Raw genomic sequence first — 15,733 nt, forward strand, 5'->3', positions numbered from 1 at the left:
ATAATTGGTTCATTTGCAGCATGACTTCGCACGACAGAGCTTCTGAGACTATTTCAGGCCGGTCGTGGCAATGCCTTCGAGAAAATACCGTTGAAACACCAGAAAGATGATTGTCACAGGCAGCAGCGACAGCGTGGACATGGCGAGCAGCGCCCCCCAATCCGATTGCCCCGAAGGATCGAACAGGGATCGGATCCCCAGCTGTACGGTGAATAAATCAATCTTGCTTAAATAGATCATCTGGCTGAAGAAGTCGTCCCAGCTCCAGATGAAGGTGAAGATGGCCGTCGTAATCAGTGCAGGAACGAGAAGCGGCACCACGATGCGGAAGAAGATCTGCGATTGTCCGCAGCCGTCAATGGTCGCGCTCTCGTCCAGCTCCCGTGGAATGCCGCGGATGAACTGAACCATCAGCAGAATGAAGAAGGAGTCATGCGCCAGCCATTTGGGCAGAATGAGCGGAAAATACGTATTGATCCAATGAAGTTCGTTATACAGAATGTATTGGGGCACGAGCGTCACGTGGTAAGGCAACATAATCGTCACCAGCATGATGCTGAACCACAGGCCTTTGAACTTAAACTTCAATCTGGAGAAGGCATAGGCTGCAAGGGAACAAGAGACGATGTTCCCGAAGACGCTCATGACCGAGATCAGCACGGAGTTGCCGAAGAATCGGCCGAAGGAAATGCCCTGAAGTCCGCTCCAGCCGTTCACGTAATGATCCAGCGTGAAGGCAGTCGGAATGAGGCTGCTGTTGGTAAAGATGAGATGATTCGGTTTAAATGAGCTGAAGACGAGCCACAGCACCGGATACAGCATGAGCAGGCCGAGGAGGATAATGGCGGCATGCCTCCCGGCTTGAACCAGTTGTCGCTTAAGCGGCATATCCATTACCTCCCTTCCTGGTTATCCCCGTAGAAGACCCAGAATTTTGATGTAAGAAAAACAATTCCGGTGAACACCCCGATGATGACCAGCATGATCCATGCCAGGGCCGAGGCATAACCCATATCGAAGAACGAGAAGCCTTTCAGATACAGGTACAAGGTGTAGAACATCGTGGCGTCGAGCGGTCCTCCCCGCCCGTCTCCGATGACGTAGGCCGGCGTGAAGGCTTGGAACGAATTGATCATGCTCATGATCAGATTGAAAAAGATAACGGGTGACAGCATCGGCAGCGTGATGCCGAAGAATTGACGGATCTTTCCGGCACCGTCTACGCCGGATGCTTCATATAAATCAGTCGGAATCTGTTTCAGACCGGCAAGGAAGATGACCATGGCCGATCCGAACTGCCAGACGGACAGCGTGATAATCGTATACACCACATAGTCGGGGTGGGCGATCCACGAGGGGCCCGTAATGCCGAACCAGCCGAGGAACTGATTGACCAGCCCGCTGCCGTCAAAGATTTGGCGCCAGACGATGGCAATGGCAACGCTGCCTCCCAATAGAGAGGGGATGTAATACACGGTCCGGTAAATCCCGAGTCCGCGGATGCCCTTGTTCAAGGCCATGGCGATCAGCAGCGCGAACGCAAGTCTCAGCGGCACGGACAAGAACACATAATAGAACGTTAGCCACAAGGATCGTTGAAACGTATCGTCTTCGGTAAAAATCTGGACATAGTTGCTGAGTCCCGTCCAAGTCGGCGATGACAGCAGGTTGAATTTGGTCATGGACAAGTACAGCGATGCGATCATCGGCCCCAGCGTCAGACAGAAGAAGCCGATGAGCCAAGGCAGAAGAAACAAGTAGGCTGTCTTATTCTGCTGGCCGTATAAGGGCTTGGACAGCTTTCTCATAATGTGCCTCCCTTCAGGATGGATGAGCATGGGCGGTTACCTGACGGCCTGAAGCGCTTACAATCGGTATGTCGGTGCGCCCGGTAAACACATCATACCGGGGGAGGAGAGAGGGCGGAATCTCCTTTCTTCGGATCATCGTGTTCGATTTTTTCGGATTGCGACAGTCGGAACTCGGAAGGGCTTTGATTGAACATCTTTTTGAATTTGGAGCTGAAATAGCCGGGTGAAGAGAAACCCGTCAGCTCGGCTATGTCCCATACCGTCAATCGGGTCTCCTGCAGCAGGCGTACGGCGTGTTTCATCCGAACCTCCGTAACGTACTGGATGAACGAGACTCCAGCCCCTTCCTTGAACATTTCCGAGAAGTAGGTAGGGTGGTAATTATACTGCTCGGCCAGCGAGGTCAGCGATAATTCCTGCATATAATTTTCCTCGATATACCGCTTGGCGGATTCAATCAGGGTAGCGTCTCCGTCTCCGGATTCCAGGTGGTGGTCAACAAAATCCTGTGCCCACTGCATCAGCAGGCGTTCCGCCTGCTCCGGGGTCTCCAGCCATAAAACCCATTCGGGTGAAATCCATAAAGGCCCCCCTCCCCGTGAATGCCGTATGTTGTCGAAAGCGGCGGATTCCATAATCAGCGTGATTTGAAAAAGGCTCCGTACCAAGCGGGAAGGCGATAGCCGGAATGCCTCGCCCAGCTCCCTCCGGATGATGCTGCGGAAGGATTCCAATTCGCCCCGGATCAGGCAGCGATGAAGCGCGCGGCTTGTTTCGTCCGGCAGCAACGGACTTTGGTCGGTTACGGGTGCCTGATCCGGTCCGTTCTGGCGTCCTGCCAGATTCCAGGCCAGCAGGGAGTGGATATAACCCTCTTTCCAGCGCTCAAGTCCCGACACGGGCAGCCCAAATCCTACCTGCACCTCCACGGTTAAATACGAGGATGCCTGCGCGGCGAGTTTATCCGCGAATGCATGCTGAATGCCGTCAAGCGCAATGAAATGCATGATACCGGGATGAGCTGCATCATGAAACACTTGAACGCCGCCCGGATAAGACTCGGCGATTTCATGGCAGACCATTTGAAACGGAAGGCGGAGCTGCTCGGGCGCGCGGCCTTCGGGTGCTTTCTGCATGCCGGATTCCCTCATGCCCGCGGTGATGAAGCATACGCGGCCGTCCTGCCAATCCTCCAGGTGAAACAGTCGAATCCGTTCCGGCAGGGAGGCGGGGGGCAGGCGATTGCCGCGCACGAGATCCAGCAGGAAGCGTTCCTTCATTTCTTTGTAATATTGGGATAGCCGCCATTGCATCATTTCCGAATCGTCCCGTACCTTGCGGTTCTTATCCAATTCGTGTTTGATTTTGCTTAAGGCGGATTTCAGGTCGTCCCGGGCAACGGGCTTCAGCAAGTAGTCCATGGCGTGGCTGCGGACGCCTGCTCTGGCGTATTGAAAATCCTCGTATCCTGTAATGATGATGATCTGGATAGTCGGATTGTGGCTCCGGCAAACGTCCAGCAGCTGGACGCCGTCCATGACAGGCATGTTCATGTCGGTAATGAGCAGGTCATACGAATGGGATTTCAAGAGCTCTTCAGCTTCCAGGCCGTTCCCGGCCTCCCCCGAAATGGCAAAGCCCATGCTTTCCCAGTCGACTTTCAGCTTCAGCCCTTCGCGAACCTCGATCTCGTCATCTGCGATCAATACGTTGTACATGATATTCCTCCTGTACCGGTAGAATCAGTTCGATGTATGTGCCGGCTTCGCTCCCATTCCGAATATGAACGGCAAATAAGTCGCCGTAATGCAAGCGGCAGCGTGCAATCACGTTGCCGAGTCCAATGTGCCAGCTCTCGCTTCGGAGGATCGGCTCCAACTGGGAGGCCGCCGCGGGGTCCTGGAGCTTGCGGATAATCTCGGAGGGCATGCCGGGACCGTTATCCGCGACGCGGAGAAACAGGCGGTTGCCCTGCCTGCTGATTTGGATGTCCACCTGTGCCGTGGTTTGATGCTGAAAGCTGTATTTGACCGCATTCTCGATCAGCGGCTGCAGTATGAACTTGATCATCACCAGCGAATCCAGCCGGCCTTCCTCGTGAACGGAGATGTCGAGTTTAGGCCCGAAGCGGGTTTGCAGAATGGAGATATAGTGGCGGACATAGGCCAGTTCCTCGGTTAGGGGGACCCGGTCGTCGCTGGTATTCATGGAGAAGCGCATCATTTTGCCGAGGTCCTCGATCACCTGCACGGTATCGTCCGTCCGGCGCTGCATGGCAAGACTGCTCACCAGCTCCAGGGTGTTAAACATGAAGTGGGGATTGATCTGCATGAGCAGCGCTTTATATTCCGCCTGCTGGCGGAGCAGCTTCAGCTCGAATTCGTTCTGGATATGCTGCCGCAGGCGGCTGATCATATAGCGGAAGGTGGAGATGACGTAACTGATCTCGCTCTTTACGTTTTTGTCAGGAGGCAGAACGGACTCGGCCTGGTCGAAGGCTCCGCGCTGCACCTGCCTCATCGCCAGCACCAGACGCGTTAAAGGCTTGGTGACGCCATAGGAGAGCCATGCGGCTGCAAACAGGGAGACCAGGATCAGAACGACCGTGACCACCAGAATGGTACTCTGAAGCTTGTGAAGAGAGGAGTACAGTTCCTTCTCCGGCGCCAGGCCGGCCAGCATCCAACCGGTGCGCCCCAGCTTCTTGTAAACCAGAATGTCCCGCTGCCCCTCATCGTTGGTCAGATAAACGACGCCCGATTTCAGCGGGCCGTTTCGAATGCGATCGATTTCCGATAGGGCTCCGGCGCCGAGTTCATGCGCCTGCTGGGATAGAATCGGGCTTCCTTGCTCGTTCAACAGAAAAATCGTGCTGTTCTTGGCCAAGTGGATCCGGGTGAGCGGCTCCAGAAAATAAGACTCGCTGACGTTAACCTTCATCACGTTTTGCGCCGTGGCATGATGGAAGGTCCCGATGGGCATCAGCAGGCTGACAACGGGATTGCCGTGATCCCGGACGCGTTCATGCTGGTCCGTATGCGCTGGCAGCCAGCGGTCTCCGGACGCGAAGAAGTTCCTGTACCACGATTCCCGCAAAAAGGCAGGGTCGCTTTCGACTTGGTTCTCGCCGCCGACCCGAAGCCCGCTGCGCCGGTAGATGGATACATCGGAGATACTGGTGTAGCTGTTGGTCGCTTGGGTCAGAAATCGGCTCATCGCAAGATTGGCAAGCATTTTCTCCCCCTCGGGCAGCAGCGGATCGCCGATGGCGTTGTCCCAGTTCTTGGCTGTGTCACTGTTGAAGACCAGGGAAGCGACGTCATAAATCTGCATCTGGACCATATCCACGTAAGAACCGTATTCCTCCATCTTTTCAAGGGCCGATGATTCGATGTAGGAGCGGATCACGGTGCGCGATTCCGTAAACAGCAGGAAGGAGAGCGTGCCGAAAGAGAGGACGAAGAGTGCGACGATAAAGGCGATCAAACGGCTTTTTAATGAGAAGAACATCAATTTCCTCCTTTGCGAAAAGCGGATTTCTAGGCGGTTTGCGACATGTGAAAAAAGGCTGCGCAAATACGCAGCCTTTGAAGGAAAAATGCTTGGAGCAGCCGTGTACGGCTTAGAAACGAACCAGATTACCGATTCGCACAGGCATGCCGGTGGCGATGGCGCGGTTGGCTGCAATTCCTGTCAGTATGGATCTCGCCCCATCGATATGGTTGGCCGCGCGGGCATAAGGATCTTCCACCGGTTCCCCGAACAGATCATTCAGCAGCACCGGGTCGCCTCCGCCATGTCCGCCCTGCTGCTCCTCGACGTGAACCTCGTACGGGGCATCGAACATCGGAAGCACCCGCAGCGTTTTCCCGATTAACGCGCCTTCCAGGCTCTTGTCGCCCAGTGAATTGACGTAGGATTGTTCGACGATGTTCATCTCGATCCGGCCTTTGGTGCCGTTGATGGCGATGCGATAGCCTTCCCACGGCTGATAGGCGACCAGCGAATACGTTAAAATGGCCTTGTTCTGATATCGCACGAGGACGCCCATCGTATCTTCAATGTTGATGCCGTCTCCGAATACGCTTTGGTCCCGCTGGTAGCCGTCCTCCGGTTCGGCATCCAGATACATGGCTTTGAGATGCGCATCGGAATCCAGATGGAGTGCAAAAGGGTCCTCTTTCGCAACCTTGTTGCCGGTCGCGCGATTATAGAATTGCGTAACGCCCCGCGCTTCGGCATTCTCTCTACCATAATACATGAGATCGCCGAAGGCGAAAACGGTTTCAGGATGGGAACCGATCCAGAAGTTGACCAGGTCGAAGTGATGGGTGGATTTATGAACGAGCAATCCGCCGCTGTTCCGCTTGTCCCGGTGCCAGCGCCGGAAGTAGTCCGCGCCGTGGCGGGTATTCAGCAGCCATTCGAAATGCACCGAGGTCACCTGGCCGATGGTATCGTTCATGATCAATTCCCGTACCTTGGTATGGTGGGGGGCGTAACGGTAGTTGAAGGTGACCCTGATGTTCTGTCCGGTCCGCTTGGCGGCATCCAGGATGGCCTGGCATTTTTCCTCGTCGATCGTCATCGGCTTCTCGGTCACGACATCGCATCCAAGCTCCATCGCGCGGATAATATACTTGTGATGGGTCCGGTCGATGCTGGTCACGATCACGTAGTCAGGCTTCTCGTTCTCGATCATCCGGTCGAATTGGTCCGCCGGGTAGGTAGGCACCTCGGCGTATTTATATTTTTCCCGCAGCAGCTGATTCGCGTAATTCATGCGGGTTTGATTGATATCGCAAAAGGCAGCAAGCTCGGATTTGTCGCGGAAGTTTTGGGCCAGGGCGCCATAAAAAAATTCGGCGCGGCCGCCGGTACCGACCAATACATAACGTTTCTTGTCACTCATCTATATCGCCTCCTTGAATATAGCTCTAGCCTATAACAAGGGAGCACTGCTTTCGCCGCATTTCATGCGTAATCGCTTTCAAATGCCGCATATTTTGCTATAATTCAAGGAAAGGGGGCAGCCGCATGACCAAGCCGTTTCGAGCAGATTACCACGATCCCGCCGGATATTTGAACATGGAGTATGATCGCCGCATTGGCTATTTCTCGATGACGGTCGACCATCTACACGATCATTATGAGCTGTACTACCTGTTATCGGGCGAGCGGATCTACTTCATCAAGGATCGCTCCTACAGGGTTCGGGCCGGTGATCTTGTCTTCGTGGACCGGAATGCCGTTCATAAGACGCTGGACAGCGGCCGGCCCGACCATGATCGCCTTGTCCTCTATTTAAGCCCGGAATTGTTCGCCGATTTGGCCGTACCGCTTGAACTGGCCGAGGGGCTGAAGGAGCCGTTCGGTTGGGATGTTCCGATTCTAAGACTTCCTTCGCCAGCGAGTGAAGCGGTGGAGCGAATGGTCGGCGACATGGTGAATGAGATGATCCATCCTCAAGCGGGAAGCAGCTGGCTGCTTCGGCACCGAACGGTCGAATTGCTGCTCTTTGCCTACCGCAGCCGGCATCTGGGCACGGTTCGTTCCGCCGATACGGAGCCGGTTCTTCATCCGAAGACCCAGGCGGTCGTCCGGTATCTTAACGACAACTACCGGCAGGCCTTAACGCTGCCCGAGGTAGCGGAGGCGTTCCGGATCAGCCCGCACTATCTCAGCCGGCTGTTCAAGCAGACGACGGGATTTACCTTCAGCGATTATCTCAACCTGCTTCGGGTCAAGGAAGCGCAGCGTCTCCTGCGGGAGAGCGATGATTCCATCACGGATATCGCCTGGCGATCGGGCTTCAGCAACTTCTCCCATTTCGGGAAGATGTTCAAGCGGACGGTTCAGCTGTCTCCGAGGGCATACCGGCAGCAGTATCGAATGCGAAGCTAGAGGAATATGGCTGTGTCTTCTTTCTGGTTCGCTAGAAAAAGCTGAAATAAAATAGATAGTCTCTATTTTATTTCAGCGAGGATGTGAGGGGATTTGTAATTGAACTTGAAGAGAAAATGGATCGACTTAACATAACTAATGACGGATTAAGCTTACTCGGAAAGACGAAAAAGAGATTGCTGCTTAGGTTCGTCTTGATCGAGAGTTTAGATGGTCTTCTTGTAATAAATAATCTAATAGAATATCAAGATAATGTTTTATATACTCTGTTAATTCAATTCGCTCATATTGCAATTCACGTATAGAGACGATCACTTTTCCAAAGTCGTAAGATTAATGTAAACCTTCGAGTCAGTTCCTCATTACTTTCTACAGTATCCGCCATTTTTTTCGTCTTTTTATTCAATACTTTCACAAAAAATATGCATTATATTTAATTATATGGGACTATTACCCTTTTATAGAAAAAATATATCATATTTTATGAGTTATTGTTACCATCCAATAAAAATAAGGAGTGATCAAATGTCTTTGGTGAAAAAGTTTTTCATTAAGAGGGGAAGTGCTGTCTTAGCAACAATCTTAGCACTAGTTTTATTGGTATCCGCTCCCCTTAAAGTAGGAGCTAGTGGATCTGCCGGGTTATTCGCCCAATTTTACCCAGGTAATTATAAAATTGATGTTATTCAACTACACAATGGATGGGCAGGTCCATGGAATGAAACACAGAACATACTTCATACAAACATTCACGTATGGGAAAAAGATTCTCGTGGAAACTACTCAATACATAAAGCCAATCTTCATATCTCAGCGAGAACTAATCTAGCTGGAAGCATTTGTTGGTATGTTCATGACACTGTAAATAATACCTCTAAGACGAACTGCCACCCCCTACTTGCCATAACTGAAGCCAAAGAAGCTATGCAGGAAGAAGTTAAGGCGCAACTGAATAAAGCAACAAATTGGGAAGTTGCTGTAACTGTTGGTGTAGTTGTAGCAATAGTTGTAATCGCTTGGGCTACATGGCCTGCAAGTGCTATAGCTTTGGTTGCTGCTGCTAGATCAGCGGGAGATCAACCGGAAGGAAATAGTGAGCAACCACCTATCGATACTGGATCAGATGAACTTTCTGCTCCTCCTAATGAGAAGGCACAAGAACCAGACGAATCTAAAAAAGCTCCAGGAGTTCCGGTTGAATCTGAAACGGTTCCAGGGATACCACCAAACGAAGATATTCCTGAAAATGAATGACAGTATATAATGATAAATAGAATGTTAGTTGTCAGAAATGAGGTGAGTTCAAAGAATTGTACACACATATACTGAGTAGCAAACTTGAAACAGAACAAAGAAAAGATCTGGTAAAAAAAATTATTTTGTTTTTTTGCAAAGAATGTAAGTATCTTAAGATAAGATGTTGGGCACAAGATGATGCTGACGCCCCCTTTCTGAAAAAACAAACGGTTCAAAGGACTTTTGGTGATGACGGCCTACTTGAATTACGTGTACCTATTGATAAGGAAGTTGTGGATTTCTTCAATCATTATGAGATGAGTGAAACTGAAAGCTATATCCTACCGTTCTTCCATCTTGAATTTCTAGATGAACAAAAGAATGTACAATTATATTGTGGCGATTCTGGAAGTGATGTTCTATTTGATGAAGCTACCTTCAATGCCCCACAGTTATTCGATCTAATAAGTGAAGAACACTTCAATAAATTAAATTGATTCTGATTAACAATAAGACGGACTGCTTCTTATCAGAGTTCGTCTTATTGTTTTTTTGTACTACCTTGAGACACCTTGAATAACCTGCCTTCAACTTTCTACTTGCCTGATCCTGTTCCAACAATTATATTCGAGAATCAGTTATTATGGGGCCTTCGGTCGCATGCGGGAGCACGACAATCAATCCACCCTATGTGAGACGGGGGTAATAGAGGCCGTAGCCCTAGTCGCTAATAAAATCACCACGTCCATCGAGTTGAATCAGCCCGTGAATGTGGTGCTTTTTGGTGTGCATATGGTATCTTGGAAGTGAACGAAAACGCCGTGTTTGATAGATTCGTTGAGAGGATCGACAGTCATAATGAAAACAAAAATACAAGAGCTGCCGCTGTCGCCGGGCGTATATCTCATGAGAGATTCGCGTGGAACGGTCATTTACGTTGGCAAATCCAAAAGTCTCAAGAAGAGAGTACAATCGTATTTTTACAACAATAAATCGCACTCCCCCAAAGTGAAGAGGCTGGTTCAGCATGTCAAAGACCTCGAGCATATCGTCACCGACACGGAGTTTGAGGCGTTCATGCTGGAATGCAGGCTCATTCAGGACATAAAGCCGATGTATAACCGCAAGATGAAAAATCCGCTAGGTTATAGTTATATCGTATTGCGGCAAAAGCGAGATTGGCGATGGCTGGAATTTACGGATACACTGGATGAAGGCGGCCCCGACCGGTCTCGTTGTTTCGGCCCCTATACAGCCAGCAGACATAGTCTTGAACATGCAGTGCAGAAGGTTAAGGAATGCTGTAAAATCGCCTGCAATCATACACCTGCCGCTTCTTCGGCAAATACCCCCTGCTTGAATTATTCGATTGGCCTCTGTCTCGGCAAGTGTCTTGGCGGCGAAACCGCTCGGCAATTTGATGAAATCATGGATCGATTCATTGCTCTGCTTCAAGGGGACGACCGACGTTTATATGATGAAATGGAGCGAACCATGCTGGGCGCAGCCGAGCGTTTCGATTTTGAGCAGGCTGCAAAATACAGGGACGGCATGGAGGCGGTGAACCTGCTCTTAAGTAAGCGGCATGTGATCGAGTTCGCCGAAGAGAATCACAGCATCGTTGTCTACGAGTATTTAAACGAAGATACGATCAAGTTATTCTTGATAAAGGGGAACGTAGTGCTGCACAGCGAGAGGTGCTCTGTGGCTGCAACAGCGGACATTGAATCGTTGAGGCGGAGGGTCAAAGCCTTGATTCTCAGCTATTTCACGAGGGATATGGAATGCGATGCTGCCGAGGTTACCCGGGAAGATATCGATGCTGCACAAATCATCTACAGCTATTTGCAGAGCAGCGCCTGCCGCTATCTTGTTCTTCAGGATTCATGGATGGAAGACGAGGGGGAGGCTGATATGGAAGCTGCGCTGCGGGATTTTTTGAATCATCATGTTGTGTCATTTTAATTTGAGCATGAGCCGGGCTGCAGCAGCCCGGTTTTTTATCGCCTATATTTCCAATCTTATTTTGTGGAGACGTTATCCCGGAAAAATCGCCCCATCGGCATCTCTCTCGTAAAAGTGATCCATCCATACTTATATTTCACTTCAATCTGCGTGATGGGCTGATTGTTATAAAGACGGATGCCGTAATTAAGCGGAATCCGCGAACCTTGATCAAGCGCGGCTCTCTTCTCGTCCGGCATGAGCTCGGGCTTTAGCGGCAACTCCCGAATATCGACGAATTCGATATCGGGATCTTCATCAAGGCCTTCGCCTCCGACCAGATGAAGGGAATAACTGACGCCCAGCTCGGCCTTGGCGGGCTTCATGCCATCGTTCACCCGCACGTCCAGCAGCTTCACATCGGCGAATCCCTTATTTATGACTTCGAAGATCATGGTATTTTCATTCGCAGAGGACGTAAATCCACCCACCTTGATGGGCGTGGGACGAAGGAACAGCAGGTATAGAAGGATGGCCGAGAGGAGCAGCCCCAGGCCCAAATACCCGAGCCGGCGGAGATGTTTGGATTTAGGTTTCATGGCAGAGCAATCTTCCTTCTCTTATTAAATAGACAGCTTTACAACGGATTTGCCTGCCTCAATATCCGCTTTCATCGCTAACAGATATTTCCGGGTGCGTTCATCCATCTCATTCCAATTTACGAATTTGGCGAAGTAGACATAGGAGTAGATATTACGAAAGTCGATGAACAACGGGATCCGCTGGATCCATTCCTCGCTCAGCGTATTCTCTTGAAGATAGCCGGATAAGAACGAGTCGAAGAATCGGGCCACAAACTCGGCTTTCCGGTTTTCCGAAACCGTCTGAACCGCATGATAGATGGCGATGGCGATATCGTAGGCGAACCAATGGTACGAGACATCCCCGAAATCGAAAAAGATAATCTCCCCGTTATGTACGTGAAAATTGTGATGGTGGAGGTCATTGTGGACGATGCCGTAGCCTTCCTCATTCTGCGGGAGGGACTCCAATTCCTTAAGATACAGCTTCCACTGCGTATGGACTCTTTCACCTGCAGCCTCCGGGAACGCATCGGTAAAAATCACATGATCATTCCATTGGGGAAACGCCATTCGGTGCACGAGTGACGAAGCGGTGGCGTCCTTTTTGCCGAGCTTATGCATACGGCCCATCCCGCGTCCCCACTGCTTGATTATCGCAAAATCCGATGTTACATCCGTTAACGGGCTGCCGGGAGCCTTCGTAAAGGCAATGACATGGTATCGCTTGGAATCGTGGGTTACCTCTTCAATAAGAAGATCCTGTGCGGATCGAATGGACACTGCCATGTTCAGACCCTGCTCGGCGAGATAGGCCATCCACGTCAGCTCGCGAATGATCGAGGCTTTGCGGTATTTGGACGCGTCCAAGAATTTCATAATGAAGCGGCGTCCGTCTTCACCGTTGTATTCAAATACATTCTGATCGAATCCCCCAAGTAACTTCAGCGAATAAGAACCTCGGCCGAATCGTTCGGCCCCTTGATCCAAGACAGCCTGTTCCATGGAAAGTCCCCTTTATCGTATTCTCGATATGATGCTTATGCTTACATACCGGAAAGTTACTGTACTCACTACCAATTACAGTCTAACGAAGATCGCGGGTGGTTGCAAAAAATGGGAGGGCTATACGAAAAAGGGCGCTCCTTTAGGAGCACCCTTACATTTTTCTATCAGCCTTCGAATTTCTGCGCCAGCTCACGGAAATTCAGCTCCGACGTGCTGGACAGCACGACATCCGCATGCGGGAAATGCGCGGGGTTGCCGATCGCGACGGCGAACATGCCGGCGCCCTTGATGGCGTCAACGCCGGAGGCGGCATCCTCCACGCCGATGCAGTCGGCAGGCTCTACGCCAAGCTCTGCGGCAGCGGTGAGGAAGATCTCCGGGTCCGGCTTGTTGTTCTTCAGCTTGGTTACGTCGACAATCACGTCGAACTGGTCCATGACCCCAAGCCGTGTAAGCACGGCGATGGCGTTTTTGCTGGCTGACGCGATGCCGGTCTTCAGGCCGGCCGACCGGATGTCTGCTACAAATTCCGTAATTCCCGGCAGCAGGTCGGCTGGCGTGATCGTTTCGATCAGCTCGACGTACAGCTTGTTTTTGCGGTCAGCCAGCTGTACCAGCTCTTCATCGGAATAGTTTACAGGCGTCTCCGCCTGGCTTAACAGGAGCTTTAGGGAATCCATTCGGGATACCCCTTTGAGATTCTCGTTGAATTCTCTCGTGAAGGGAATGCCCAGCTCGGTTGCCGTGGCTTTCCATGCCTGATAATGATACTCCGCGGTATCGGTAATGACGCCGTCCAAGTCAAAGATGACAGCCTTCAGCTTGCGTGTTTCTTTCATATCTTATAGCTCCTTTGTGAGAAAACGGAAAGTATAAACCCGAAACAGGGACCTTCCGGATATCGCAAGAAAAATGCGTTATTTGCTCTGCAGCGCATGTTTCACAGGTTTCCCGGCTTCAAGCGTTACGGCCTCGTCGTACAGCTTGATCTCGATGGATTCGCCTTCGACGATCTCCAAGGACACGCCGTCCTTCTCGATGTTTACGCCGATGAGACGGCCGCGGAAGTTCAAGCGGAACGCATACTTCTCCCAGTCCTTCGGAATGGCCGGGGAGAGGGAAAGTCCGCTTTCCTTCAGGCGCATGCCGGCAAAGCCGTAGACGATCGACATCCAGGTACCGCCCATGTTGGCCATGTGCAGGCCGTCCTTCGTGTTGCCGTGCGTATTGTCCAGATCGAGGCGTGCCGTCTCGATGAAGTACTCATACGCTTTGTCCATATTGCCGATCTTTGAGGCCATGATGCTGAAGATGCAGGAAGACAGCGACGAATCATGCGTCGTGATGCCTTCGTAGTAATCATACGAACGCTGGATCGTTTCCAAGCTTTGCTCGTCTTCCAGCAGGAAGTGGGCGAGCACCGTATCCGCTTGTTTGCATACCTGATAACGGTAAATGGTGAGCGGGTGATAGTTCAGCAGCAGCGGATATTTGTCCTCCGGCGTGTTCTCGAAATCCCATACCGCTTTGCGGAGGAACGTATCGTCCTGCGGGTTAATGCCGAGCGCTTCATCATACGGGAGCAGCATGGCGTCCGCCGCTTTCGCCCAAGCGGAAATTTCATCCGCGGTTACGCCAAGCCGGCCGCACAGGGATTTGAAGCCTTGCGCATCGTAGGATTCCAGAATGGCGCAGCTCTTGGCGGCCCATTTCAGGTTATGCTTTGCCATGACGTTTGTGTAATAGTTGTTGTTCACGCAGCAGGTATACTCATCCGGCCCCGTCACCTCATCGATATGGAAAGCGCCGTTATAATAGTGGCCGATGTCGGCCCACAGGCGGGCGGTTTCGATCAGTACCTCGGCCCCGTAGGACAAGAGGAAATCCCGGTCCTGCTCGGCGAGATAATACTGAATATAGCTGTAGGCGATATCTGCGCTGATATGGTATTGCGCCGTTCCCGAAGGGAAGAAGGAGGAGCATTCCGTTCCGGAGATCGTGCGCCACGGGAACAGCGCCCCTTGCCGGTGTCCCATTTCCCGCGCTCTGTCTCTCGCCTGCTCCAGCGTGGAATAACGATACAGCAGCAGCTGGCGCGCAATGTCCGGCTGCGTCATCAGAAATACCGGGAACATGTAAATCTCCGTGTCCCAGAAATAATGGCCTTCATAACCTTCGCCGCTCAGTCCTTTGGCGGAAATGTTGCTGTGCTTGTCCCGTCCGGCGGATTGCAGCAGCTGGAATAGATTGAAGCGGATGCCTTCCTGGAGCTGGTCATCGTTCTGAATCACGACGTCTGCCGATTTCCAGTAGTCGTTCAGATACTCGCCCTGCTCGGCAAGCAAGTCCTCGAACGAAGTATCCTTCAACTCCTCCTGCAGCTGAATGCCGCGCTCGAGCATGTCTTGCCCGTGACGAAGACTGTCGGTATACAGATTGTATTTCGTAAAGTGGATCGGTCCGGTCAATGGAAGAACAGCCGTGAAGGTAACCTCTCCAGTTCCGGCTTCGAGCTGAATGTCCGCATCGGCATTCAAGCGATGACGGGTCACGCAAGCGGCACGCAGCTTGGACGCCATCGTCTCGTCTACGACATAGGCATCGCTGCCCTTGACGCCGGCATCGATGACGGTCATCCGTTCCGCATGCCCTGCGCCTACCCGGGGATCGTTGGCATTGGTGTAGTTCTTCACTTTGCCGTTCACGGTGGAAACGATGCGAATCTGGCCGTTGAAATTGACCGGCTCCATCCGAACGTCGATGGCGAACAGCTCCCGGTGCGCAAAGGACACCAGACGGCGGAAGGTCAGCTTGATCTCTTTGCCCTCGGGCGATTTCCACTGCACGATTCGTTCGGAGTACCCCTTGTCCATATGCAAGCGGCGTTCATGGGCAGTGATCGTTCCGTGATCCAGGCGGAAGGGTTCTTTCTCGTCGCCTAAATAGATCAGGACCGTTTGGGCATCAATATTGTTAACGAGCTTTTGCTGTGTATCGGGAAAGGCGAAGAGCTTCTCGCCGTAAGGGATTTCAATCACGTCGTGGAAAGCGTTCAGGTAGGTGCCGCGAATGGTGGACAGGCGCTCGCCGTAGCCTTCTTCGAAGTTGCCGCGCACACCCAGGTAACCGTTTCCGAGTGCAAAAATACTTTCCATATTCAGCAGGGCTTGCTGCGACAAATCAGGATTTGATATATTCCAGGTCATGGTCTACACTTCCTTCCTAGCATGGTTATTCTTGAATTTTAGA

General features: G+C 51.6%; 13 protein-coding genes. 4 read left to right on the forward strand and 9 right to left on the reverse strand.

What is annotated here, in order from left to right; genetic code table 11:
- Window positions 1–48: 48 nt before the first annotated feature.
- The 5 genes from M1D70_RS02425 to M1D70_RS02445 form a co-directional block, all read right to left on the reverse strand.
- Window positions 49–888, reverse strand: a complete 840-nt coding sequence (locus M1D70_RS02425; protein WP_456289032.1) for a carbohydrate ABC transporter permease — start codon at window positions 886–888, stop codon at window positions 49–51.
- A 5-nt stretch (window positions 889–893) separates the two neighbouring features.
- Complete coding sequence (locus tag M1D70_RS02430) at window positions 894–1,808, reverse strand: carbohydrate ABC transporter permease (RefSeq protein ID WP_009595490.1); 915 nt, start codon at window positions 1,806–1,808, stop codon at window positions 894–896.
- A 92-nt stretch (window positions 1,809–1,900) separates the two neighbouring features.
- Window positions 1,901–3,529, reverse strand: a complete 1,629-nt coding sequence (locus M1D70_RS02435; protein ID WP_456289033.1) for a response regulator transcription factor — start codon at window positions 3,527–3,529, stop codon at window positions 1,901–1,903.
- A complete protein-coding gene (locus tag M1D70_RS02440; RefSeq protein WP_456289034.1) occupies window positions 3,504–5,321 on the reverse strand; it encodes a cache domain-containing sensor histidine kinase in 1,818 nt (605 codons plus the stop codon). Before M1D70_RS02440 ends, M1D70_RS02435 begins: the two co-directional genes overlap by 26 nt.
- Before the next feature lie 112 nt (window positions 5,322–5,433).
- On the reverse strand, window positions 5,434–6,723 hold the full coding sequence (locus M1D70_RS02445; protein ID WP_009595488.1) for a Gfo/Idh/MocA family oxidoreductase: 1,290 nt from the start codon (window positions 6,721–6,723) through the stop codon (window positions 5,434–5,436).
- Between the two features lie 125 nt (window positions 6,724–6,848).
- On the opposite strand from M1D70_RS02445, the gene M1D70_RS02450 reads away from it, so the two are divergent.
- From M1D70_RS02450 to M1D70_RS02465, 4 genes are all read left to right on the forward strand, one after another.
- Complete coding sequence (locus M1D70_RS02450; protein ID WP_456289035.1) at window positions 6,849–7,715, forward strand: helix-turn-helix domain-containing protein; 867 nt, start codon at window positions 6,849–6,851, stop codon at window positions 7,713–7,715.
- Between the two features lie 525 nt (window positions 7,716–8,240).
- A complete protein-coding gene (locus tag M1D70_RS02455) occupies window positions 8,241–8,969 on the forward strand; it encodes a hypothetical protein (RefSeq protein ID WP_012818685.1) in 729 nt (242 codons plus the stop codon).
- A gap of 56 nt (window positions 8,970–9,025) precedes the next feature.
- On the forward strand, window positions 9,026–9,448 hold the full coding sequence (locus tag M1D70_RS02460; RefSeq protein WP_036664739.1) for a hypothetical protein: 423 nt from the start codon (window positions 9,026–9,028) through the stop codon (window positions 9,446–9,448).
- A 361-nt stretch (window positions 9,449–9,809) separates the two neighbouring features.
- Window positions 9,810–10,916, forward strand: coding sequence for a GIY-YIG nuclease family protein (locus M1D70_RS02465; protein WP_456289036.1), 1,107 nt, complete (start codon window positions 9,810–9,812; stop codon window positions 10,914–10,916).
- Between the two features lie 56 nt (window positions 10,917–10,972).
- Here M1D70_RS02465 and M1D70_RS02470 read toward each other — a convergent pair whose 3' ends face one another.
- From M1D70_RS02470 to M1D70_RS02485, 4 genes are all read right to left on the reverse strand, one after another.
- Window positions 10,973–11,494, reverse strand: coding sequence for a hypothetical protein (locus M1D70_RS02470; RefSeq protein ID WP_456289037.1), 522 nt, complete (start codon window positions 11,492–11,494; stop codon window positions 10,973–10,975).
- A 24-nt stretch (window positions 11,495–11,518) separates the two neighbouring features.
- Window positions 11,519–12,481, reverse strand: a complete 963-nt coding sequence (locus M1D70_RS02475) for a phosphotransferase enzyme family protein (protein ID WP_009593697.1) — start codon at window positions 12,479–12,481, stop codon at window positions 11,519–11,521.
- A 167-nt stretch (window positions 12,482–12,648) separates the two neighbouring features.
- On the reverse strand, window positions 12,649–13,323 hold the full coding sequence (pgmB, locus tag M1D70_RS02480) for a beta-phosphoglucomutase (RefSeq protein ID WP_009593687.1): 675 nt from the start codon (window positions 13,321–13,323) through the stop codon (window positions 12,649–12,651).
- Window positions 13,324–13,401: 78 nt separating this feature from the next.
- Window positions 13,402–15,690, reverse strand: coding sequence for a glycoside hydrolase family 65 protein (locus M1D70_RS02485; protein ID WP_009593688.1), 2,289 nt, complete (start codon window positions 15,688–15,690; stop codon window positions 13,402–13,404).
- Between the last annotated feature and the right edge of the window lie 43 nt (window positions 15,691–15,733).

It is taken from the genome of Paenibacillus sp. AK002 (assembly GCF_053903045.1).